The organism is Streptacidiphilus sp. MAP12-33, assembly GCF_041261265.1.
Lineage (GTDB): Bacteria > Actinomycetota > Actinomycetes > Streptomycetales > Streptomycetaceae > Streptacidiphilus.
In genome coordinates, this window is record NZ_JBGCCA010000035.1 from 66,221 (window position 1) to 89,251 (window position 23,031).

Below are 23,031 nucleotides of genomic sequence, written 5' to 3' on the forward strand. Positions count from 1 at the left end.
AAGGTTGTCGCCCGCTCGGCGCATGACTTGCCCCGGGCGGGGTAGGAGTTCTTCTTCATGCCTGCCTCCGCTGCTCGCTCAAAGGATCAACGAGCGAGCAGGCGGGAGGTTGCAGCAGGCGTCGGCGCGATCCGTCAGAAGCTGTCGACCGGCACGTAGGTGCCCCAGACCTGACGCAGCGCGTCGCAGGTCTCCCCGACCGTCGCGCGCGCGGCCAGAGCCTCCTTCATCGGGTACAGGACGTTCTCCCCCGGGGACTCAGCCGCTCGCCGCAGCGCGGACAGCGCACGGCCGACGGCCCCGTTGTCACGGTCCGCGCGCAGCCTGGCCAGCCGGTCCGCCTGCCGCGCCTCGATCGCCGGGTCGACGCGGAGCGGCTCGTACGGCTCCTCCTCGTCCAGCTGGAAGCGGTTGACGCCGACGACGGTCCGCTCCCCGGAGTCCGTCTCCAGAGCCACCTGGTAGGCGCTGCGCTCGATCTCGGCCTTCTGGTAGCCGCGCTCGATGCCGGCGACCGCACCGCCCATCTCCTCGACCTTGCGCATCAGGTCCAGCGCCGCGGCCTCGACCTCGTCGGTCAACTGCTCGACCACGTAGGAGCCGGCGAAGGGGTCGACCGTCGCCGTGACGTCGCTCTCGTACGCCAGCACCTGCTGGGTGCGCAGCGCGAGCCGCGCGGACTTCTCCGTCGGCAGCGCGATGGCCTCGTCGAAGCTGTTGGTGTGCAGCGACTGCGTGCCGCCCAGGACCGCGGCCAGTGCCTGGATCGACACGCGGACCAGGTTCACCTCCGGCTGCTGCGCCGTCAGCTGCACCCCGGCCGTCTGGGTGTGGAAGCGCAGCATCATCGACCTCGGGTTCTCCGCCTTGAACTCCTCCTTCATGACGCGCGCCCAGATCCGGCGGGCGGCACGGAACTTGGCAACCTCCTCCAGGATCGTGGTGCGCGAGACGAAGAAGAACGACAGGCGCGGGGCGAAGTCGTCCACGTCCATGCCGGCCGCGATCGCGGTGCGGACGTACTCGATGCCGTTGGAGAGCGTGAAGGCGATCTCCTGCGCGGGCGAGGCCCCCGCCTCGGCCATGTGGTAGCCGGAGATGGAGATGGTGTTCCAGCGCGGGATCTCGGTCCGGCAGTACTTGAAGATGTCCGCGATCAGCCGCAGCGAGGGCTTGGGCGGGAAGATGTACGTGCCGCGGGCGATGTACTCCTTCAGCACGTCGTTCTGGATCGTGCCGGTCAGCTCGGCGGACGGCACGCCCTGGCCCTCGCCGACCAGCTGGTAGAGCAGGAGCAGCAGCGAGGCGGGCGCGTTGATGGTCATCGAGGTGGAGACCTCGCCCAGCGGGATGCCGCCGAAGAGCACCCCCATGTCCTCGACCGAGTCGATCGCGACACCGACCTTGCCGACCTCGCCGTGGGCGATCGCCGCGTCGGAGTCGTAGCCCATCTGGGTGGGCAGGTCGAAGGCGACCGACAGGCCGGTGGTGCCGTTGGCGATCAGCTGCTGGTAGCGGGCGTTGGACTCGGCGGCGGTGCCGAAGCCCGCGTACTGCCGCATGGTCCACGGCTTCCCCGTGTACATCGTCGGGTAGACGCCGCGGGTGAACGGGTACCGGCCGGGCTCACCCAGCTTGGCCACCGGGTCCCAGCCCTCCTGGGCGTCCGGCCCGTAGACGGGCTCGATGGGCAGTCCGGACTCGGACAGGCGGGCCATGGGAGTCTCCTCCGCAGTGATGTCGCTACCTGGCTACGTAGGGTAATGATGCGCGCGGCACGGGAATAGTCGCATCCTCTGGGAGGCTGCTCACATCATCAGCACCCCATGGGAGGAACGGACAGGATGACAGTGCAGAAGGTCGCGGTCGTGACGGGCGCCAGCAGCGGCATCGGCGCGGCGACGGCACGGGGTCTGGCCGAGGCCGGCTACCGCGTGGCCCTGGTCGCACGGCGGGCGGAGCGGCTGGAGGCGCTGGCCAAGGAGATCGGGGACGCGGCGAGCGTCCACGCGGTCGACGTGACGGACCGCGCCGCGGTGGACGCGTTCGCGGCGACGCTCGACCGGGTGGACGTCCTGGTCAACAACGCCGGCGGGGCCTTCGGGGCGGAGCCGGTGGAGTCCGGCGACCCGGCGGACTGGCTGCGGATGTACCAGGTCAACGTCCTTGGCGTGCTGCACGCCACTCAGGCCTTCCTCCCGGCGCTGCGCGCCTCCGGCGACGGCACGGTGGTGGTCCTCTCCTCGACGGCGGCGTTCGGCGCGTACGAGGGCGGCGGCGGTTACGTCGCGGCGAAGGCGGGCGCGCACGCGATCGCGGGGACGCTGCGGCTGGAGCTGGTGGGCGAGCCGATCCGTGTGATCGAGATCGCGCCCGGCATGGTCAAGACGGACGAGTTCGCCCTCACCCGCTTCCGCGGCGACGCCGCGAAGGCCGCGTCCGTGTACGCGGGCGTCCCCGACCCGCTGAGCGCCGAGGACGTCGCGGACACCGTCGTCTGGTCGGTCACCCGCCCGGCCCACGTCAACATCGACCTCCTCGTCGTCCGCCCCCGCGCGCAGGCCGCCCAGCACAAGGTCCACCGGCGCTAGCCGCCCGCCCGGGCGGCGCAGCCGCCAGGGGCGCGAGGAACTGCGCGAGGAACTGCGCGAGCAACCCTCCCCCAGCCTTCGGCCGGGGGTGCCCCCATGCGGCGGATGGTCCTGTCCGCTCGGGATCTCAAGCCCACGGTGGCTTGTCGCGCAGTTCCTCGCGCCCCTGAGGGTTGCCACGTCGCTTGGCGGTGCGACAACCCGACTGCCTGACGCTGTCTCACATTGCGGTCGCACAGGTCTCGACTTAATCCCCCGTGCGAGTGAATCCTTGTCTCGGGCGTCGTTGCGGCACCGCCTCCGGCGTCTTCTGTAGTGCCGACGCAGTCAGTCGCACCCCTTAACCTCAAGGGCTCCAACCCGCTGTTCGAGGAGGACCCGCTGGCCAGGTCGCCGATCCCGTCGCCGTCCGCACCGCAGTCGCCCCTGCCGGGGCTCTCACGCCTCAACGACGCGGCGCCCGGCGCAGCCGAAGAGGCGCTGCTGGCCTGCTGCGGAAGCCGGCGATGGGCGATAAGGATGACCGCGCACCGCCCCTACCCGGACGTCGCCTCGCTGCTCGCCGCCGCGAGCGAGGCCTCGTACGACATGTCGAACCGGGATCTGACGGAGGCCCTCGCCGACGAGAGCATCATGCCGCAGCCCCTGCTCGGCATGCGGGCACCCGGCAGCAACGCCGCGCGTACCGCGCTGCGCGCCGCCCACGCCGCGTACGAGGCGCGCTTCGGGCACGTGTTCGTGGTGAGCCTGGAGGACTGCCCGCCGGAGGAGATGCTGGACACCGTGCTGGTCAGCATCCGCGCCCGGCTGGGCAACGACCCGGACGAGGAGCGCAGCACCACCGCCGAGGAGCTCCGCCGGATCACCCTCAGCCGGCTCACCCATCTCGTCTCGTCTCACGCCTCGGCGCCTTCGTGAGACCACGGGGGTGAGATCGCCCACACCGGGAGCCGTCGCCTTTGACGGCACGTAGGCGCAGACCCGGGCCCTGTCTGGGAAAACACAGGGCGGAAGACCCTTCCGGCGGATCACGGACGGGTCACAGGCAGATCATCGGAGTGGATCTCGGGCCGACGCAGGCCCCCCGACAGGCTGAGGGCCCTCCGGCCTGGCTACGATGGCCGCGGCCGGTGGACCGTATCCGGCCGGGCCGACCGACACCGACGACGATGCCGCCGAGCTGATCGGGCGACCCCCGCCCCGCTCCCGGAGGGTTCTTCCGTGCCGGCTGGAACGCTGTACCGCGGCCGGGAAGGCATGTGGTCGTGGGTGGCTCATCGAGTCACCGGCGTCCTCATTTTCTTCTTCCTGTTCGCCCACGTCCTCGACACCGCACTGGTCCGCGTCTCGCCGCAGGCCTACAACAGCGTGATCGCGACGTACAAGACGCCGCTCGTCAACCTGATGGAGTACGGCCTGACCGCCGCCATCCTCTTCCACGCGCTCAACGGCCTCCGGGTCATCGCGGTGGACTTCTGGGCCAAGGGGCCGAAGTACCAGGCGCAGATGCTGTGGACCGTCGTGTCCGTCTGGGTCGTACTGATGGCATTCGCCTTCTACCCCGTCCTGCAGGCAACCCTGCAGTGGCTCTTCAAGTGAGGGTGAGGTAACTGATGTCCACCGACTCCATCGGCAACGTCGAGCTCACCGACGCGACGCCCGCCGACCCGACGGCGTTCCTCATCGAGCCGCCGCGCAAGCGCACCAAGACCACCGCGGGCCGGCGCAGCCGGACCAACTTCGAGATGCTGGCGTGGCTGTTCATGCGCCTGTCCGGCATCGTGCTGGTCTTCCTGGTCCTCGGTCACCTGATCATCCAGCTGGTGCTGGACGGCGGTGTCTCGAAGATCTCCTTCGCCTTCGTGGCCGGCCGCTGGGCCTCGCCGTTCTGGCAGGGCTGGGACCTGCTCATGCTGTGGCTGGCGATGCTCCACGGCGCCAACGGCATGCGCACGGTCATCAACGACTACGCCGAGCGCCCGAACACCCGCTTCTGGCTGAAGGTCCTGCTGGTGGCCGCCACGGTCTTCACCGTGCTGCTGGGCACCCTGGTGATCTTCACCTTCGACCCGAACATCAGCTGACGCGGACGGACGAGGCAGCGACTCAGACATGAAGATTCACCAGTACGACACCGTCATCGTCGGCGCCGGCGGCGCGGGCATGCGCGCGGCCGTCGAGGCCACCAAGCGCAGCCGCACCGCTGTTCTGACGAAGCTCTACCCGACCCGCTCCCACACCGGCGCGGCCCAGGGCGGCATGGCCGCCGCCCTGGCCAACGTCGAGGACGACAACTGGGAGTGGCACACCTTCGACACCGTCAAGGGCGGTGACTACCTGGTCGACCAGGACGCCGCCGAGATCCTGGCCAAGGAGGCGATCGACGCCGTCCTCGACCTGGAGAAGATGGGTCTGCCCTTCAACCGGACCCCCGAGGGCAGGATCGACCAGCGTCGCTTCGGCGGCCACACCCGCAACCACGGCGAGGCGGCGGTCCGCCGCTCCTGCTACGCCGCGGACCGCACCGGTCACATGATCCTCCAGACGCTGTACCAGAACTGCGTCAAGGAGGGCGTGGAGTTCTTCAACGAGTTCTACGTCCTGGACCTGCTGCTGGTCGAGGTCGACGGCGTCAAGAAGGTCTCCGGCGTCGTCTCGTACGAGCTGGCCACCGGCGAGGTGCACGTCTTCCAGGCGAAGTCGGTCATCTTCGCCTCGGGCGGCAACGGCAAGTTCTTCAAGGTGACCTCCAACGCGCACACCCTGACCGGTGACGGCCAGGCCGCCGCGTACCGTCGTGGTCTGCCGCTGGAGGACATGGAGTTCTTCCAGTTCCACCCGACGGGCATCTGGCGCATGGGCATCCTGCTCACCGAGGGCGCCCGCGGCGAGGGCGGCATCCTGCGCAACAAGGACGGCGAGCGCTTCATGGAGCGCTACGCGCCGGTCATGAAGGACCTCGCGTCCCGTGACGTCGTCTCACGCGCCATCTACTCGGAGATCCGGGCCGGCCGAGGCTGCGGCCTCGACGGGGACCACGTCTACCTGGACCTCACCCACCTGCCGCCGGAGCAGCTGGACGCCAAGCTGCCGGACATCACCGAGTTCGCGCGCACCTACCTCGGTATCGAGCCCTACACGGACCCGATCCCGATCCAGCCGACCGCGCACTACGCCATGGGCGGCATCCCGACCAACAACGAGTCCGAGGTCCTGCTGGACAACACCACCGTTGTCCCGGGTCTGTTCGCCGCCGGTGAGGTCGCCTGCGTGTCCGTCCACGGCGCCAACCGCCTGGGCACCAACTCGCTGCTCGACATCAACGTCTTCGGTCGTCGCGCCGGCATCGCCGCCGCGAAGTACGCCGAGACCGCCGAGTTCGTGGAGCTCCCGGAGAACCCGGCCGCCAAGGTCGTCGAGCTGCTGGAGACCATCCGCACCGCGTCCGGCACCGAGCGCGTCGGCGACATCCGTGAGGCGCTGCAGCAGTCCATGGACACCAACGTGTCCGTGTACCGCACCGAGGAGACCCTGAAGCAGGCGGTGGCCGACATCGCCGAGCTGAAGGAGCGCTACAAGAACATCTCGGTGATGGACAAGGGCCAGCGGTACAACACGGACCTGCTGGAGGCCGTCGAGCTGGGCAACCTGCTCGACCTGGCCGAGGTCACCGCGGTCTCCGCGCTGGCCCGCAAGGAGTCGCGCGGCGGTCACTACCGCGAGGACTTCCCGACCCGTGACGACGTCAACTTCATGCGCCACACCATGGCGTACCGCGAGGTCGACGCGAACGGCGACACCACCGTGCGCCTGGACTACAAGCCGGTCGTGGTGACCCGCTACCAGCCGATGGAGCGTAAGTACTGATGAGCACCCCCACCATCGACGCAGCCAACCCGCACTCCGCCGCGCTGGACGCCGCCGAGTCGGGCAAGGTCGAGCTGATCACCATCACGCTCCGGATCCGCCGGTTCAACCCGGAGGAGCACCCGGAGGCGGTCTGGGTCGACTACCAGCTCACGGTGGACCCGAAGGAGCGCGTCCTCGACGCGATCAACAAGGTCAAGTGGGAGCAGGACGGCACGCTCACCTACCGTCGCTCCTGCGCCCACGGTGTCTGCGGCTCCGACGCGATGCGGATCAACGGCAAGAACCGTCTTGCCTGCAAGACCCTCATCAAGGACGTCACGAGCCTCGACAAGAACGGCGTGTCGAAGCCGATCACGATCGAGCCCATCAAGGGCATGACGGTCCTCAAGGACCTGATCGTGGACATGGACCCGTTCTTCCAGGCGTACCGCGACGTGATGCCCTTCCTGATCACCAAGGGCAACGCGCCGACGCGTGAGCGGATCCAGTCGGAGGAGGACGTCCAGCGCTTCGAGGACACCACCAAGTGCATCCTCTGCGCCGCGTGCACCTCCTCCTGCCCGGTGTTCTGGAACGACGGCCAGTACTTCGGTCCGGCCGCGATCGTGAACGCCCACCGCTTCATCTTCGACTCGCGTGACGAGGGTGCGGAGCAGCGGCTGGAGATCCTGAACGACCGCGAGGGCGTGTGGCGCTGCCGCACCACCTTCAACTGCACCGACGCGTGCCCGCGTGGCATCGAGGTCACCAAGGCGATCCAGGAAGTCAAGCGCGCGCTGATCACGCGTCGCTACTGAGCCTGATCCGCTGACGAGGTGAGGCCCGGCCCCTTCGGGGGCCGGGCCTCACGTCGTGCTTGCCTTACTTGACGGTCACGGTGCTGACGCCGGAGACCGCGGCGGCGCTCACGGCGTTGCCGTTGTAGACCACACGCCAGCTCCCGGTGGCGTAGTCACGCACGGAGGCGCTGACGGAGCCGTTGGCGGCGGTCTTCGCGTAGGCCTCGGTCACCCAGGTGCCGGTGCCGGCCTTGCGGAACTGGACCCGGACCCACTGGCCGCCGTTGCCGGCCCAGACGCCCTTGTTCCAGTCGGCGCGGTTGAGCTGCCCCTTGACGGTCAGCGCGGCGCCCTTGCGGACGCTGGATACGCTCGGCCTGGCGGAGAGCACGTCGGCCCGCTTGGCGGTGAAGTGGGCGGCGTTCGGGTCGAAGAAGACCCGGCCGTCCTTGGTGGTGACCAGGACGGCGAGGTTCCAGGTGCCCGCGATCTGGTTCGGCGGGCGGTTCGTGGCGGCGCTGTCGTGCTCCGTGTAGCCCACCGTCCACGAGGTGGCCGTCCGGTGCAGCGTCTTGAGGCCCAAGCTGAACTGGGCGACGTTCGACGCGCTCGGACCGCGGAAGGCCGGGTTGCCGGCTGCCGTCCAGGGCTCCGCCTTGATGCTCTTGATGCTGACGCCGTTGAGCGTGGACGTGGCGTTGACGGTGACCTGGAAGGTGTACGGGTTGCTCAACCCGATGGTGAACGACGCGGCCGAGGCGGAGATCTTGACCACCGGGCCGCTCGCCGCGAAGGCGGCGCCGGGGGTGGCGACGGCGGCCAGGGCGAGAGCGCCCGCGGCAGCGGGCACGGCTATGCCAAGGCGCATGGTGCTCCAAGCAGGTGATCCACCGAAAGGGTGGACGGGTGGAGCCCTTATAGATCACCACCGACGGCGGCCTCCACCGGTTCGGTGATCCTGCGGGCGGCACGCAGGCTGCGCACCCCGAGCGAGCCGACGACGACGCCCAGCACGAGGGAGCTGAGCGCGAGCAGCGCGTGGATCCAGAAGTAGGCGGTCGGCTTGCCGTGGTCGCCGCCGGTGAAGGCGAGGCCCTCGTGGTCGGCCCACAGATTCTTGAAGAACGTGACCCAGATCCAGATCGACCAGACGCCGAAGGCTGTCAGGAACCAGGAAGCACGTCGGCTCAGTCTCATAGGGTCAGTATGGTCGGCCGTCCGGCCGCGTCCGGACGAGGGGTCCTGTCTGCTTTTAGGACCGGGCGGGAATTGGATTGGGTACGGTCGAACGCGTGCAGCTACATGATCGCGTCCGCAGCAGTCGGACGGTACGGGGAACGGTCGCCACGGCGGCGGCCGCGACGGTGGTGCTCTCGATGACCGCGGCCGGCCACGCGCCGAGCCCGAGCGGCAGCCCCGTCAGACAGCCGCCCGCCGGAATGTCGACGGTCGGCGGCGAGGCGCTGGGCCGACCGGGCCCGCAGAAGGGCGCGGGCGCGCCCGCGCTGCCGGGCGGGCTGTCCGCCCTGTCCTGGATGGTCTCCGACGCCGACACCGGCCAGGTGCTGGCCGCGCAGAACCCGCACTGGGCGCTGCCCCCGGCCAGCACGCTGAAGACGCTCTTCGCCGACACCGTGCTGCCGAAGTTCCCGCAGGACGCGACGCACAAGGTCGTCGAATCGGACTTCGACGGGATGGGCGCGGGCAGCAGCGAGGTCGGGGTGATGCCCGGCCAGACGTACTCCGTCTCCGACCTGTGGCTCGGCGTCTTCCTGCGGTCCGGCAACGACGCGGTGCACGTGCTCGCCGCGATGAACGGCGGCGTCGCCTCGACGGTCCAGCAGATGCAGACGCAGGCGGACACGCTGGGCGCGAAGGACACCCACGTCGTCAGCCCCGACGGCTACGACATGCCCGGCCAGGTCTCCTCCGCCTACGACCTCACGCTGTTCGCCCGTGACGGACTGAAGAACCCCGTGTTCGCCAAGTTCTGCTCGACCGCGATCGCGAAGTTCCCCGGTGGCCCGAGCACGAAGGGCAAGCCCTTCGAGATCGACAACACCAACCGCCTGCTGACCGGCTTCGACGGGGTCGGCCACTACACGGGCCTGCTCGGCGTCAAGAACGGCTACACCACGAACGCGGGCAACACCCTGATCGAGGCGGCACGGCGTGACGGGCACACGCTGCTGGTCACCGTGATGAACCCGCAGAGCCACGCGTACGACGAGGTCTACCACGAGGCGCGCGCCCTGCTGGACTGGGGCTTCGCGGCCGACGGGCACACCGCGCCCATCGGCACCCTGGACGCCACCAAGTCCACCTCCACGGACGCCACCCACCCGACCACCGCGGCCAGGCCCGGCGGCACCTCCGCCGGCACCTGGCCCGCGGCGGCCTCCAAGCCCGCGGGCTCCTCCACCACGACGTACGCGGCGGCGGGCGTCGCGGCGGTCCTGCTCGCCGGCACGGCGGGCACGGTGGTCGTGCGCAGACGCCGCCGTCGCTCCCGTTAGCCGCGACGACGCTCCGCTAGACGTCCTCGTCGGCCTTGGCCACCGCCTCCACCGCGCGTTCGTGGGCCCGTGCCCGCGCCGCGGCGGGGTCGGCGGTGGCCGTCCAGGCGACGCAGTACAGGAGCCAGCGGCACATGAAGTTGATCCACAGCAGCAGCGCGATGGGTGTGCCGAACGCGCCGTAGACGCTCTTGGTCGCGATGTGGGCGACGTAGGCGGCGAGTGCCTGCTTGAGGATCTCGAACCCCACCGCGCCCATCAGCGCGGCCTGCAGGACGACCTTCCGCGGCTGCCCGAAGATCCGCGGGAGGCCGACCAGCAGGTAGGCGAAGACCAGCACGTCCACGCAGACCGCGAGGACGAACGCCAGCACCCCCAGCACCACCTGGCCCGCCGTCGAGCCGTCCAGGCCCAGCCACTTGGCCACCTGCCCGGTCAGCGACCCGGCGGCGGTCGACGCGCCGAGCGAGACCGCGCCGACGAGGCCGAGGCCGATCAGCATCAGCGTGTCCCACGCCTTGCGGATGGCGACGTTGCCGGGCTCGATCGGCAGGTACCAGGAGGTGCGGATGGCGACCCGCGTGGTGTCGACCCAGCCGAGGCCGGAGATCAGCAGGATCACGCCGCTGACCAGACCCACCGTGCCGGCGTTGGCCGCCACGTCGTGGAGGTTCAGCTGCTTGGACAGTCCGGGGATCTGCTCGCCGATCTTCTGCTGGAGCTCGGCGACCCTGCTGTCCGTCAGCACCGCCGCCGCGACCGCCAGGGCGACCGTCAGCAGCGGGAAGAGCGCGAGGAACCCGAAGAAGGTGACGGCGCCCGCCAGGCGGTTGGAGCCGACGTCGTTGAAGTGCTCGTAGACGCGGTAGGCCCGGGAGCGCGTCACCCAAGCCACCGCCGGTCCGATCAAAGGCAGTCGGGTCAGCCAGTCCATGCTCCGGAACGTACCCCGATCAGACCGGGAGCTTGCGGAACACCGCGCGGGGCACGTGCCGCAGGCCGGACATGACGTAGCGCAGGGCGCCCGGCACCCAGACCGTCTCGCTGCCCCGGCGCAGGCCGGTGACGACGGCCTCGGCGACGGCGTCGGCCGTCGTGGCGAGGGGGGCCTCCTGCATGCCCTCCGTCATCCGGGTGCGCACGAAGCCGGGCCGGACCACCATCACCTTGGCGCCCGTGCCCTGCAACGAATCCCCGAGGCCCTGGGCGAAGGCGTCGAGGCCCGCCTTGGTGGAGCCGTAGATGAAGTTGGAGCGCCGGGCCCGCTCACCGGCGACCGAGGAGAGCACGACCAGCGCGCCGTGGCCCTGGCGGCGCAGCGCCTGCGCGCAGACCAGCGAGGAGGTGACCGCGCCGAGGTAGTTGACCTGGGCCACCGCGGCGGCGGCCAGGGGCTCGCGCTCGCCCTGCTCCTGGTCGCCGAGGACGCCGAAGGCGAGCAGCGCGACGTCCACGTCGCCCTCGGCGAAGATCTTGCCGAGCACCGTCTCGTGGGTGTCCACGGCCGCCGCGTCGAAGTCGTGGACGTGCACCTGCGCGCCGAGCGCGCGCAGCTCCTGCGCGGCCGCGTCCAGCGCGGGCGAGGGTCGCCCGGCCAGGTGCACCACCTCGACCCGGGACCTGACCAGCCGTCGGGCCGTGGCGAGCCCGATCTCGGAGGAACCGCCGAGGACCAGCAGGGACTGGGGATCGCCCAGGGCGTTCATCATGGGACTACCTTTCGGGCTTGGCTCACGGCTTCGGTCGTCGTCCGGCCGGTCGGCCGGGCCCGGCGAAGCCGCGGGGCCCGGCCGTCCACCGGCGTCAGAGCGCGAGCCTGCGGGCGAGGTCGGAGGTGAAGGCGCCGCCGGGGTCGATCCGTTCGCGCAGGGCGCGGAACTCGGCGAGCCGCGGGTACATCGCGGCGAGCGTCTGCGGGCGCATCCGGGAGTCCTTGGCCAGGTAGATCCGGCCGCCGGCGGCGAGCACCTGCTCGTCGAGGCGGTCCAGCAGCGGGCCGAGGCCGGGGACGGAGGCGGGCAGGTCCAGCGCGAGCGTCCAGCCGGGCATCGGGAAGGAGAGCCAGCCGGGGCCGCCCTCGCCGAAGCGTTTGAGCACGGCCAGAAAGGACGGGCAGCCGTGCCGGCTGAGCTGCTCGACGATCGAGCGCAGCACCGCCTCCTGCCCGTAGGGGACGACGAACTGGTACTGGAGGAACCCGCCCGGCCCGTAGACGCGGTTCCACTCCGGGACGCCGTCGAGCGGGTGGAAGAAGGCGCCGATCCGCTGGAGCTGGCCGCGCCTCTCGCGCGGCGCCTTGCGGAACCAGAGCTCGTTGAACGCCCCGACCGTGCCGGTGCGCAGCAGACCGCCGGGGATGCCGCGCGGCGCCGGGGGGAGGCTGCGCGGCTGGAAGGCCAGCGGGTCCCGGCGCTGCCGCGGGGTCAGCAGGTCGACAGTGGCGTGCTCGCCGCGCGACAGCACCGCGCGACCGGTGGCGCCGCCGCGCGCGACCAGGTCGATCCAGGCCACCGAGTAGCGGTAGCGGTGGTCGGTGGCCTCCAGCCGCTGCATCAGGTCGTCGAGGTCGGTGGCGCGTTCGGTGTCGACGGACATCAGCGAGGTGGTGACCGGCAGCAGCGCGATCGTCGCGTCGAGGATGACGCCCGTCAGGCCCATGCCGCCGGTGGTGGCGTCGAACAGCTCCTCGCCGGGGGCGAGCTCGACCTCCTCCCCGGCGGCCGTCAGCAGCCGCATCCGGGTGACGTGGTGGCCGAAGCTGCCGCTGACGTGGTGGTTCTTGCCGTGGATGTCGGCGCCGATCGCCCCGCCGACCGTGACGTACCGGGTGCCGGGGGTGACCGGGACGAACCAGCCGAAAGGCAGCAGCAGCTTCATCAGCCGGTCCAGGCTCACGCCCGCCTCGCAGGTGACCACGCCCCGCTCCAGGTCGAGCGCGAGCACCCGTGCCAGCGACGTCATGTCGAGGACGGTGCCGCCCGCGTTCTGGGCGGCGTCGCCGTAGCTGCGCCCCAGCCCGCGGGCGAGCAGGCCGCGCCCGTCCGCGGCGCGCACGGCGGCGCGCGCCTCGGCGGCCGTCGTCGGCGTACGCAGCCGGGCCGTCGTGGGTGCGGTGCGGCCCCACCCCGTGAGTGGTCCTTCGGGTCCGTCCATGACCGCGACGCTAAGCCCGGCCACCGACAGTCCGCAGGAGGCGTCCCGGACGGTGATTCGTGACCAAAGCGCCAACGCACCGGTTAGGCACGCGGAATACGCACGGTCCCGGACGCGGGAACAGGTCGCGGAGCACACCCGAACGGGTGAGTGACGGCGGCGACGGCGAGTTGACGGCGAGGTACGCGCATGACGGAAGAGTCCTCCGTGACCACCCCGGGGACGGATCTCCTCGAACCCGCGACCGAAACGGACGGAGAGCACCCGGACGGCCCACTCGCACGCCGGGGCCCGCTGCCCGTCCCGCGCGGCCTGCTGCGAACGGCCCGCCCACGCCAATGGGTGAAGAACGTGCTGGTCCTCGCCGCCCCCGCCGCCGCGGGCGAGCTCGCGGCCCCGGGGGTGCCCGCCCGGCTCGGCGCCTGCTTCGCGTTGTTCACCTGCGCCTCCGCCGCGATCTACCTGGTCAACGACGCCAAGGACGTGGCCGCCGACCGGGCCCACCCGACCAAGCGGTTCCGGCCTGTCGCCGCGGGGACGGTGCCCGTCCCGCTCGCCTACGGCACCGGCCTGGTGCTCGCCGCCCTCGCGCTCGCGGGCGCCGCCCTGCTCTGCAGCGCGGCGACGGCCCTGGTCATCGGCTCGTACCTGGTGCTTCAACTGCTCTACTGCACCTGGTTCAAGCACCTGCCGGTGGTCGACCTGATGGTGGTGGCCAGCGGTTTCCTGCTGCGCGCGATGGCGGGCGGCACCGCGATCGGCATCCCGCTCAGCCGCTGGTTCCTGATCACGGCGGGCTTCGGGGCGCTGTTCATGGTGGCCGCCAAGCGCTACTCGGAGCGGGCCGGCGAGGGCGGCAGCGGCCGCACCCGGCCGCTGCTGGCCGCCTACTCCCCCGAGTACCTGCGCTTCGTCTGGCAGTTGGCTGCGGGGGTCACCATGCTCAGCTACTGCCTCTGGGCGCTGGGCAGCCCGCCCGAATCACCACACGTCACGGCGGGCGCGGTGCTGCCGTGGCGGCCGCTGTCGATCGTCCCGTTCCTGGTGGTCCTGCTGCGCTACGCCGTCTTCGCGGACCGCGCGGAGTCCGGCGCCCCCGAGGACGTGGTGCTGCGCGACCGCCCGCTGCAGATCGCCGCCGCGACCTGGCTGGTGCTCTACTGCTTCTCGGTGGCGGGGCTGTGACGGGCGAAGCGCGACCGGAGGACGCGGACGCCGAGGCCGCACCCGCTCCCGACGCCGTGCCCGAGATGCGCGCCGGCCGGCGGACCGGCCGGCTCCGGCGCCTGGCCGGACCGGCGTCCGTCCTGGGCGGGACGGCGCTGGTCGCCGCTCAGGCGGCGCGGATGAAGGCCTGGATCGTGGACGACGCGGCGATCACCTTCGCCTACGCGCGCAGCGTCGCGCACGGCCTCGGGCCGGTCCAGCAGGCGGGGGCGGCTCCGGTCGAGGGCTACTCGAACCCCAGCTGGCTGACGGTGCTGACCCTCGGTCACGGACTGGGCCTTTTCGACCACGGTTCGCTGTTCGGCGTCAGCGACCTGGTGTGGTTCCCCAAACTGCTGGCGCTGCTCTGCGTCCTCGGCGTGCTGGCGTGCGTGCGCGCCACGACGGGCTCCGCCGCGGCCACCCTGCTGGCGGCGGCGGTCCTCGCGACCAACTGGTCGTTCGTCATCTGGGCCTTCTCCGGACTGGAGAACCCGCTCTACGGCCTGCTCGCCGCCGCGCTGGCGGCGTTGCTGGCCCGTACCGCCGGGCGCGGCGCGCTGCCGGACGCGCGTACCGCCGTCTGGGCCGGCCTGCTGGCCCTCCTGGCGGCCCTGACCCGCCCGGACGGCCTCGTCTACGCGGGCGCCTACCCGCTGGCCCTGCTGCTGACGGTGCCGCGTGCGGCGCTGACGCGCGCCGGGGTCGCCCGGCGGCTGCTGCGGCCGGCGGCGCTCGAACTGGCCGTGTTCGGGGCGCCCTACGGGGTGTTCCTGCTGTGGCGCAGGGCGGAGTTCGGGCAGTGGGTGCCCAACACGGCCGTGGCCAAGGCCCAGGGGACGCCGGGCCTGGCCGAGATGTGGGACCGGGCCGTCGACGTGCTGGGCTACGCGGGCTGGGCGGGGGTCGCCGTGGTCCTGCTCGCGGCGGCCGTGGTGCTGCTCCGGCCCGGGACGGCGACGGCGCGGGCGGAGCTGGTCGCGGCCGGGGTACCACCGCTGCTCGCGCTGTTCGGCTTCGCGGTGCTGCGGCCGGACTGGATGGCGCTGTACCGGTTCGCCACGCCGCTGTGGACGGCCGGTGCCCTGTTCGGCGCGCTCGCGCTGACCCGCGCCTGGTCGGCGAGCTGGCCGGCGACGGTGCCGACGCGGGTCGTCCGGCCCGCGCTCGCGGTGGCCGCGGCCGTCGCGCTCGCCGTCTCCGCCGTGCCGCAGGCCGCCTCGGCGGCGTCCTTCCGGCAGTACCCGACCTTGTCGATGTGCAGCGTGGCCCAGCGCTACGGCCTGCTCTTCAACCAGTACGCCGACGCGCTCGGCCTGCCGCGCCGGACCAGCAGCCTGCTGCTCCCCGACCTCGGCGGAACGCTGCTGACGAGCGAGCTGCGCGTGGTCGACCTGGCCGGGCTGACCGACCCGACGATCGCACGCGCCTACGGCGCGGGCGACATGGCGGCGGTCCGCTCGTACGTGTTCCACGAGGTGCGGCCGACCTTCGTCCACGTGCACGGGCCGTGGGCGCGCATTCCCGGCCTGCTGCCGGGGACGCTGCGCGCGGCGGGCTACCTGCCGCTCTACGACTCCGGCACGGCCGGCGGCCCGAGCGCGTTCGACAGCGACTGGGTCCGCGCGGACGCGGTCACCTCGCCCGCCCGACTCGCGGCGGCGCAGAGCTTGGCGCACCATGAGGTCCCCGCACTCGAACAGCGTCGGGCGACCGCGCCCCTGGCGACCTGTGATCTCCCGTCAACTATTCCAAGATAGTCGGACAATTATTTTTCCCGGCGAATTCGTGGCTATTTTGCAATTCGCGCCGGATCACCCCAGGATTGTTTTTCGAAATGAAAGCCCTCGCGCGCTCCGCCACCCTTCTCGCCGGATTCGCCACAGCTCTGCTCGCCCTGCTCGGGGCAGGCGGTGCCTGGGTGCGACCGGCGGCCGACGACTGGTGCTACCAGACGAACATGCGCACCATGTCGGTCCGTCAGTTCGTCCACTTCCTCTATCAGGACAGCAACGGCCGGGCGGGCAACGCCGTGCTGCTGGCCTGGGTGCACGGGCTCGGGCCGCTCGGCCTGCAGCTCTACCCGGTCGTCGTCATCGCCCTGCTGCTCGGTTCACTCTGGTTGCTCATCGCCCGGCTGGTACGGCTGTTCGGCCGTCACGTGCCGGTCGCGGTCCAGCTGCTGACGGCGGCCGCGGCCGCCCTGGTGTTCCTGCTGGTCTGCCCGCAGCCCTACCAGACCACGTACTGGGCCTCCGGCGGCATCTCGCACACGGTCCCCGCGGTGCTGTCGACGGTGCTCGTCTCCGCCGTGCTGTGCCTGCCCGGGCGTGGCGGGCGCGCGGGGCTGGCCGGCCGGTGGACGGCCGCGCTCGCCCTGCTGCTCGGCTTCGCCTTCATCGCCCTGGTGTCCGAGGCCATGGCGCTGGTCGTCGGGGTCCTCGCGGCCGCCCTGTGGCTGCGCGCCGGCGACGTCTGTGCCGACCGGCCCGCCCGCCACGCTGCCCGCCTCGGCGCGCTGGCCGCCGCCGCGGGCTCGGCGGGCGGCCTGCTGGTGGAGTACCTCTCCCCCGGCATGCACGCCCGCAGCGCGGGCCTGGGCGTCCCCCACGGCGCGGAACTGCTGCACCGCCTCCGTGACGGCCTGGTCACCTGGCTCGGCGACCTGGCCACGACGCTGTCCAGCTGGGACTACGCGGCGGTCGTCCTGGCCGGCGTGGTCCTCGGCCTGACCACCCGCCACCTCGACCCGGCCGCCCTCACCCGCAGCGGTCTCTTCCCCCGCGCCTCGACACGCCGGGCCCGGACGGCGGAGCCCGCCGGTTCTGCGAGGACGGGTGACGAGGCAACGCTCGCCGCACCGGCCGGGGGCGGCCCCGCCGTGGTGACCGCGACCGCCCACGCCGACGGCGCGGCCGAGCACCCGACGGCCGCCGCGACGCCGACGACCTCAGGCGCCGTCGGCGCGGGCAGCGCGGGCGGCGCGGGCGGCGCGGGCGGCGCGGCCGTCGTGACGGCGGACGTCGCAGACGGCTCGGACGGTGGCACCGCGCCCGCGCCCGAGGTCCGGACCGAGCCGCCCGCGGGGCCCGCGCTGGCGGTGCGGTCGCCGCTGCGGCTGCTGGTGTGGGCCGCCGTCGCGGTCCTGCTCGGAAGTCTGCTGGTCACCGAGCTGGTCCAGGCCGTCTTCGGGTCCTGGATCTGGTACATGGTGCGCACCTGGAACGACTGGCGGCTGCCGTACACCCTGCTGCTCGCCGCCGCCGGCGTCGCCGCCGGGCGCCTGCTCGCCGGAGCCGTCGCCCCCGTGCCCGGCACACCGCGGCGGCGCAGGGCCGCGCTGCTGCTCCCGGCGTTGCTCGGGTTCGCGCTGGTGGGGCTGGCCCAGCCCGCCGTCGCCGTGGTGCACCAGACACGCGTGCGCGCCCACCACTGGGACGCGCAGCAACGCCAGCTGGAGGCCCAGCTGCGCCGGGGCGTCAAGAACCCGACGTACGTGCCCTCCTACATCGGCCACCTGCGCGACGCCTACACCCGCAGCGGCCGCGCGGACTGGGTCGCCTCCTGCATCAACGACTACTACGGCACGCACATCCACCTCCCCGCGCACAGCACCGACTGGCTGAACCAGGTGCAGAACGCCCCCATCCCCTGACCCCGACCCCGGAACCCCGGCCCTCCTCACGCCCCCTCACCGCCCGCACCAGCACCGACTGTCCCCGACCCGAAAGGCCCGAGCGGATGCCCCCGCGTCTCTCCGTCGTCGTCCCGATCTACAACGTCGAGCGGTATCTCGACGAGTGCCTCGCCTCGCTCGCGGCCCAGACCATGGGCGACTTCGAGGTCGTCATGGTCGACGACGGGTCGACGGACGGCAGCGGTGCGATCGCGGACGCCTGGGCACGGCGCGACCCCCGCTTCCGGGCGGTGCGCAAGGAGAACGGCGGCCTCGGCCCGGCCCGCAACACCGGCATCGACGCGCTGACGCCCGGCACCGAGTTCCTGGCCTTCGTCGACAGCGACGACACGCTGCCGCCGACCGCGTACGAGCTGATGCTCACGACCCTGGACCAGACCGGCTCCGACTTCGTCGCGGGCAACGTGCGGCGGTTCCGCATCGCCGGCGAGCGGCAGTCGCCGGTCCACGCGCGGCCCTTCGCCCGGACCCGGCTGAGCACGCACATCAGCGAGTTCCCCGCGCTGATCACCGACCGGACCGCGTGGAACAAGGTCTACCGGCGTTCCTTCTTCGACGCCCACGGCCTGCGCTACCCGGGCATCCTCTACGAGGACGCCCCGGTGAGCGTGCCGCTGCACTACCTCGCCGAGAAGGTCGACGTCCTCAGCGACCCGATCTACAACTGGCGCGAGCGCGAGACCGGCGAGCGCTCGATCACCCAGAACCGCAGCGACCCGCGCGGCCTGAGGGACCGGGTGGCCTCGATGCGGCTGGTCCGCGCGTTCCTGATCGCGCAGGCCGGTCCCGAGTACCGCGACTACCTGCGCGCCTACGACCGCAACGCGCTGGCCGAGGAGATCCCTCTCTTCTTCCAGGCGGCGATCGACGGTGACGCGGAGCTGCACCAGGTCTTCGCCGAGCACGTGGGCACGCTGGTGACGGAGATCGGCGCCAAGCAGATCGACCGGCTGCCGGTGCAGCACCGGCTGCGCTACTACCTCATCGCGCAGGGCCGGATCGACGACTTCCTGGCGCTGCTGCGCTGGCAGTGGGACCACAAGAACGCGATCCCGGTCCGGGGCGCGCTGCGGCCGCGTGCCGCCTACCCGGTGCTGGAGGGCCGCCCGCCGATCCCGGCGGGGGTGCTGCGGCTCGGCCCGGAGCTGGTGGTCCGCACGCAGTTGCGCGGGGCCGACTGGGACGACAAGGGCGCGCTCCGGCTGACCGGCTTCGCCTACCCGACGCATCTGGGCGCGCCGGCGCGCCACAGCGCGCTGAAGATGGTGATGCTGCGGGAGACCCACAGCCGCCGCACGGTGCTGCTGCCCGCGAAGACCGTCCGCACCCCCGAGGTGACGGCCGACCAGGGCCAGCTGCTGCGCGACTGCGACCTGGCGGGCTTCGCCGTCGGCATCGACCCGCGGCGGCTGCGCCAGGACGGCCGCTGGGTGGACGGGACCTGGCGGGTCACCGTCGCCGTGCTCGGCGCGGGCCGTCCACGCCGCAGCCGGATCAAGGCCGGGCACCACGCGTCCGGGCAGAGCCCGCGCTCCAGCTGGGTGGCCGAGGACGTCCGGGTGGTGCCGGAGATCCGGGACCAGCACCTCTACCTGCGGGTCGAGCACGCCCACGCCCTGGCCGGCCCGGTCCGCGAGGGCCGGGGCGCCGCAGCGGGCACCCTGGAGTTCAGCGGGCGGGTCCGCGCCGCACTGGCCCACCGCGTGCGGTCGCTGCGCCTGCGGCACCTGGAGGAGGGCTCGGCGGCGGTCGTCGAACTGCCCGTCACCTTCGCGGGAGCGGCTCGTCCCGTCGCGCTCGCCGACGCCGCCGGAGCGGAGGCGGACGCCTACCTGGCCGGCCGCGAGGACGCGCTCCGCGCGTTGGGCGCTGACGTCAGGGCCCAGATGGCCGCCGACCACATCCCGGCGGGAACGCCCACGAACGGCGAACCCGCCACGCGGAACGGCCCGCTCCCCGCCGACGACGCGGGAGGCCCGGCCCCTGCGGCGGGCCTCGTGGCCGACCCCGCCATCCGGGACGCGAGCGGCGCGACCGACGCGGCCCAGGCCACCGGCCTCGTCGGCGACCCCGCCACCCGGGACGCATACGGCGCCCCCGGCGCGATCTCCGTCGGCGCGGGCGGCGCGGCGGGCGGGGCGGGAGTCCGGCGCGTCAGCGGGCCCGAGGTGACAACTGCACCGTGGCCCACCACGGGTGTGAACCCGGTCAACGGCCGTTCCGCGGGGAACGGCACGGCCGCGGCAGTCGCGCCCGGGGCGGAGTTCACGCCCGACGCCGACGGATGGGTGCCCTTCACCGCCACGCTCGACCTCGCGAAGCTCGACCTCGCGCGCGAGGAGTACATCGCGGTCCGCTCGCACGTCGCCCCGACCCACGGCCACCGCTGGGCCGTCGACCTGCGCCTGGAGGTGCCGGAACGCGAGGACGCGGAGGAGGGGGAGGAGGCGGAGGAGCAGGACGCCTCGCTGCGCTTCGTCCACGACGAGCGGTCCCAGCCGGAGGCGGCGCAGGTGCGCCTGCCGGGTGACGGCGAGCCGGAGCGGGTGGTGTGCGTCAAGCGCTCGCCGACCGGCTACCTGCAGCTGGTCGACCAGCCCGCCCAGCCGCTGTTCGAGGCGGTCCGGGCCGACCTGGCCAAGGAGGGCTTCCGGCTCACCGGGAGCTATCCGCTGCCCGGCCGCCACCACCTGGAGCTGGTACTGCGTCACCCCACCCAGGCCCGGCCGGAGATCCACCCCTTCGAGGCCGTCGACGGACGGATCGACACCCTGCTGCCGGCCGTCCCGCTCTCCGGCTACGCCGGGGAGGTCCCGCTGGCCTGGGGCGAGTGGCGGATCCTGGTCCGCCGTCCGCTCCCGGCGGACTCAGCGCTGGATGCGGCCAAGCCGCTGGAGTGCCAGGCCAGGCTCTCCCCCGCCGCGCACGCCGGCATGCCGGTCGCGGTCCAGGCCCGCGGCAAGACGGTGCGGCTGACCCGCCACGGCTACGACGGGATGCTGCTCGAGGTCTCCTCGGCGCTCAGCCCGCACGAGCGCGGCGACTACCACCGGCGCCTGCTGCTGACGCGCGACCTGCCCGCGGCCCGCAGGCGGCCACTGCTGCCGCAGGTGCTGTACGACGTGTTCGAGGGCAAGTCCTACTCCTGCTCCCCGCGCGCCGTGCACCAGGAGATGCTGCGCCGCGGCGACGGCAAGGTCGCCCACCTGTGGACGGTGCTCGACCACCGGATGCCCACCCCGCCGGGCGCGCGCTCGGTGCTGATCGGCTCCGCCGAGTGGTACGAGGCGCTGGCGCGCAGCCGGTGGATCGTCGGCAACACCCACCTGCCCGAGCTGCTGGAGCGCCGCGAGGGCCAGGTCGTCGTGCAGACCTGGCACGGCACGCCGCTGAAGCGGATCGGCTACGACTTCGACAACGACTGGTTCACCGACACCGACTACCTGCGCCGCCTGGAGCACGAAGCCAGGCAGTGGCAGGTGCTGCTCTCCCCCAACCGGTTCAGCACCCCGATCCTGCGGCAGGCGTTCCGGTACGAGGGCGAGATCCTGGAGTCCGGCTACCCGCGCAACGACGTGCTGCTCTCCCCGGACCGGGACCACCGGGCGGCGGAGGTGCGCCGCCGGCTGGGGCTGCCGCCGGGCAAGCGGGTGGTCCTGTACGCGCCGACCTGGCGCGAACACCAGGTCCGCCTCCACCACGGCGGCCACCACCTCGACCTGCACCTGGACGTCGCCGAGATGCGCCGCGCGCTCGGCGAGGACCACGTGCTGCTGGTCCGCCCGCACGCGCACGTCGTCGACACGGTGCCGGGCGCGGGCAACGGCTTCGTCTGGGACCTGGGCAGCTACCCGGACATCCAGGACCTCTACCTGGTCGCGGACGTGCTGGTCACCGACTACTCCTCGGCGATGTTCGACTTCGCGGTGACCGGTCGGCCGATGCTCTTCTTCACCTACGACCTGGAGCTGTACCGGGACACGCTGCGCGGCTTCTACCTCGACTTCGAGGCCCAGGCCCCCGGCCCGCTGCTGCGCACCTGCGCCGAGGTGGTGGACGCGCTGCGCGACCTGGACGCCGCCGTCGAGCCGTACGGCGCCGCGTACGAGGTCTTCCGCAAGACCTACTGCGACCTGGACGACGGCGCCGCCTCGCGGCGCGTGGTCGACCGGATGCTGGAGCTGAGCTGATCCCCCGCACGGCTTCTGCGTGACCGCTGCTGTCGTGCACCGGGCGACCCGGTGCACAACAGAGGGTGATCGGTGCAAAGCCCACCACCTCGGGCGTCCGGCAGATGACGGCCACGCCGCTGAACGATGAAAAGCCGATTCAAAGGTCCTCCGTCCTAGAGACAGAGCCCCTGTCGGGGGCGTAGCCTCCGGACCCATGATCTGGCGCAAGACTGTCAACACGACTCTGCGGCAACTGACCGGCTACGAACTGCGCCGGATCCAGAGCCGCCCCGCCGTCGCCCCCGTCGCGACCCCGGCCAAGCCGGCCGCACCGGCGGGGCCGAAGCCGCTGAAGTTCCCGGCGGACTACGACGAGACCGCGAAGGAGATCATCACCGCGGTCAAGCCGTGGACGATGACCTCGCTGGAGCGCCTGAACGCGCTGATCCAGTCGGTGCGCTACGTCACGCGGCACGATCTCCCGGGTGACATCGTCGAGTGCGGCGTGTGGCGCGGCGGCTCGATGCAGGCGGTGGCGCGCACGCTGCTGTCGCTGGAGGCCACCGACCGCGAGCTGTACCTGTTCGACACCTTCGAGGGCATGAGCGAGCCCACCGAGGAGGACAAGCGCGTCGACGGCGCGAGCGCCGCGGACCTGCTGGCCACCCAGGGCAAGGACCGCCCGATCTGGGCGCTGGCCACGCTCGACGACGTGCAGGACGGCTTCTCCCGCATCGACTACCCGTCCGAGCGCCTGCACTACGTCCAGGGCAAGGTCGAGGACACCATCCCGGAGCAGGCACCCGAGCAGATCGCGATCCTGCGCCTGGACACCGACTGGTACAGCTCCACCAAGCACGAGCTGATCCACCTGTACGACCGGCTGGTCCCGGGCGGCGTGCTGCTGCTCGACGACTACGGCTACTGGCAGGGCTCCCGCCAGGCGGTGGACGAGTTCCTGGAGGAGACCGGCGCCCGGCTGCTGCTGACCCGCATGGACGAGGGCCGGATCGCGGTCAAGCCCTCCTGACCCGTCAGGTCCGGTCC

18 protein-coding genes are annotated in these 23,031 nt (G+C 72.1%); 12 read left to right on the forward strand and 6 right to left on the reverse strand.

The features are described 5' to 3' along the window. Window positions 1-134: 134 nt before the first annotated feature. A complete protein-coding gene (locus ABH931_RS29860) occupies window positions 135-1,718 on the reverse strand; it encodes a methylmalonyl-CoA mutase (RefSeq protein WP_370119954.1) in 1,584 nt (527 codons plus the stop codon). Window positions 1,719-1,844: 126 nt separating this feature from the next. On the opposite strand from ABH931_RS29860, the gene ABH931_RS29865 reads away from it, so the two are divergent. The 6 genes from ABH931_RS29865 (at window position 1,845) to ABH931_RS29890 (ending at window position 7,258) form a co-directional block, all read left to right on the forward strand. Beyond that, a complete protein-coding gene (locus tag ABH931_RS29865; protein WP_370119956.1) occupies window positions 1,845-2,591 on the forward strand; it encodes an SDR family NAD(P)-dependent oxidoreductase in 747 nt (248 codons plus the stop codon). Between the two features lie 381 nt (window positions 2,592-2,972). Next, the gene (locus ABH931_RS29870; protein ID WP_370120079.1) at window positions 2,973-3,509 is read left to right on the forward strand and encodes a 2-oxo-4-hydroxy-4-carboxy-5-ureidoimidazoline decarboxylase; all 537 of its coding nucleotides are present in this window, start codon (window positions 2,973-2,975) and stop codon (window positions 3,507-3,509) included. Between the two features lie 303 nt (window positions 3,510-3,812). Further along, a complete protein-coding gene (sdhC, locus tag ABH931_RS29875) occupies window positions 3,813-4,190 on the forward strand; it encodes a succinate dehydrogenase, cytochrome b556 subunit (protein ID WP_370119959.1) in 378 nt (125 codons plus the stop codon). 14 nt (window positions 4,191-4,204) lie between these two features. Further along, window positions 4,205-4,675: a succinate dehydrogenase hydrophobic membrane anchor subunit gene (locus tag ABH931_RS29880; protein ID WP_370119962.1), complete on the forward strand. Its 471-nt coding sequence runs from the start codon at window positions 4,205-4,207 to the stop codon at window positions 4,673-4,675. Between the two features lie 28 nt (window positions 4,676-4,703). Continuing rightward, window positions 4,704-6,458 (forward strand): succinate dehydrogenase flavoprotein subunit, encoded by a 1,755-nt coding sequence (gene sdhA, locus ABH931_RS29885; RefSeq protein ID WP_370119964.1) that lies wholly within the window; start codon window positions 4,704-4,706, stop codon window positions 6,456-6,458. Next, window positions 6,458-7,258, forward strand: a complete 801-nt coding sequence (locus ABH931_RS29890) for a succinate dehydrogenase iron-sulfur subunit (RefSeq protein WP_370119967.1) — start codon at window positions 6,458-6,460, stop codon at window positions 7,256-7,258. The genes sdhA and ABH931_RS29890 overlap by 1 nt, the downstream gene beginning before the upstream one ends. A gap of 64 nt (window positions 7,259-7,322) precedes the next feature. Here the strand turns inward: ABH931_RS29890 and ABH931_RS29895 are convergent, their stop codons facing one another. Together ABH931_RS29895 and ABH931_RS29900 are read right to left on the reverse strand one after the other, a co-directional pair. Beyond that, window positions 7,323-8,108, reverse strand: a complete 786-nt coding sequence (locus ABH931_RS29895; RefSeq protein ID WP_370119969.1) for a hypothetical protein — start codon at window positions 8,106-8,108, stop codon at window positions 7,323-7,325. A gap of 47 nt (window positions 8,109-8,155) precedes the next feature. After that, a complete protein-coding gene (locus ABH931_RS29900) occupies window positions 8,156-8,437 on the reverse strand; it encodes an SCO4848 family membrane protein (RefSeq protein WP_370119972.1) in 282 nt (93 codons plus the stop codon). Between the two features lie 95 nt (window positions 8,438-8,532). Between ABH931_RS29900 and ABH931_RS29905 the strand changes: the two genes are divergently transcribed. Next, entirely contained in the window at window positions 8,533-9,756 is a 1,224-nt protein-coding gene (locus ABH931_RS29905) for a D-alanyl-D-alanine carboxypeptidase family protein (RefSeq protein ID WP_370119975.1), read from the forward strand. A 16-nt stretch (window positions 9,757-9,772) separates the two neighbouring features. Here ABH931_RS29905 and ABH931_RS29910 read toward each other — a convergent pair whose 3' ends face one another. The 3 genes from ABH931_RS29910 to ABH931_RS29920 all read right to left on the reverse strand — a co-directional run bounded on the left by ABH931_RS29910 (window position 9,773) and on the right by ABH931_RS29920 (window position 12,909). After that, window positions 9,773-10,642: a YihY/virulence factor BrkB family protein gene (locus ABH931_RS29910; RefSeq protein WP_370119978.1), complete on the reverse strand. Its 870-nt coding sequence runs from the start codon at window positions 10,640-10,642 to the stop codon at window positions 9,773-9,775. Window positions 10,643-10,709: 67 nt separating this feature from the next. Next, a complete protein-coding gene (locus ABH931_RS29915; RefSeq protein WP_370119980.1) occupies window positions 10,710-11,465 on the reverse strand; it encodes a decaprenylphospho-beta-D-erythro-pentofuranosid-2-ulose 2-reductase in 756 nt (251 codons plus the stop codon). A 94-nt stretch (window positions 11,466-11,559) separates the two neighbouring features. Next, the gene (locus ABH931_RS29920) at window positions 11,560-12,909 is read right to left on the reverse strand and encodes an FAD-binding protein (protein ID WP_370119983.1); all 1,350 of its coding nucleotides are present in this window, start codon (window positions 12,907-12,909) and stop codon (window positions 11,560-11,562) included. 189 nt (window positions 12,910-13,098) lie between these two features. Here ABH931_RS29920 and ABH931_RS29925 point away from each other — a divergent pair, with 189 nt between their 5' ends. The 5 genes from ABH931_RS29925 to ABH931_RS29945 all read left to right on the forward strand — a co-directional run bounded on the left by ABH931_RS29925 (window position 13,099) and on the right by ABH931_RS29945 (window position 23,014). Then, window positions 13,099-14,094: a decaprenyl-phosphate phosphoribosyltransferase gene (locus ABH931_RS29925; protein ID WP_370119986.1), complete on the forward strand. Its 996-nt coding sequence runs from the start codon at window positions 13,099-13,101 to the stop codon at window positions 14,092-14,094. Next, entirely contained in the window at window positions 14,091-15,875 is a 1,785-nt protein-coding gene (locus ABH931_RS29930; protein WP_370119988.1) for a hypothetical protein, read from the forward strand. The genes ABH931_RS29925 and ABH931_RS29930 overlap by 4 nt, the downstream gene beginning before the upstream one ends. Before the next feature lie 77 nt (window positions 15,876-15,952). Beyond that, the gene (locus tag ABH931_RS29935; RefSeq protein WP_370119991.1) at window positions 15,953-17,770 is read left to right on the forward strand and encodes a hypothetical protein; all 1,818 of its coding nucleotides are present in this window, start codon (window positions 15,953-15,955) and stop codon (window positions 17,768-17,770) included. A gap of 86 nt (window positions 17,771-17,856) precedes the next feature. Continuing rightward, window positions 17,857-22,002, forward strand: a complete 4,146-nt coding sequence (locus ABH931_RS29940; protein ID WP_370119993.1) for a CDP-glycerol glycerophosphotransferase family protein — start codon at window positions 17,857-17,859, stop codon at window positions 22,000-22,002. A 196-nt stretch (window positions 22,003-22,198) separates the two neighbouring features. Continuing rightward, window positions 22,199-23,014: a TylF/MycF/NovP-related O-methyltransferase gene (locus ABH931_RS29945; RefSeq protein ID WP_370119996.1), complete on the forward strand. Its 816-nt coding sequence runs from the start codon at window positions 22,199-22,201 to the stop codon at window positions 23,012-23,014. The last annotated feature ends 17 nt before the right edge of the window (window positions 23,015-23,031 follow it).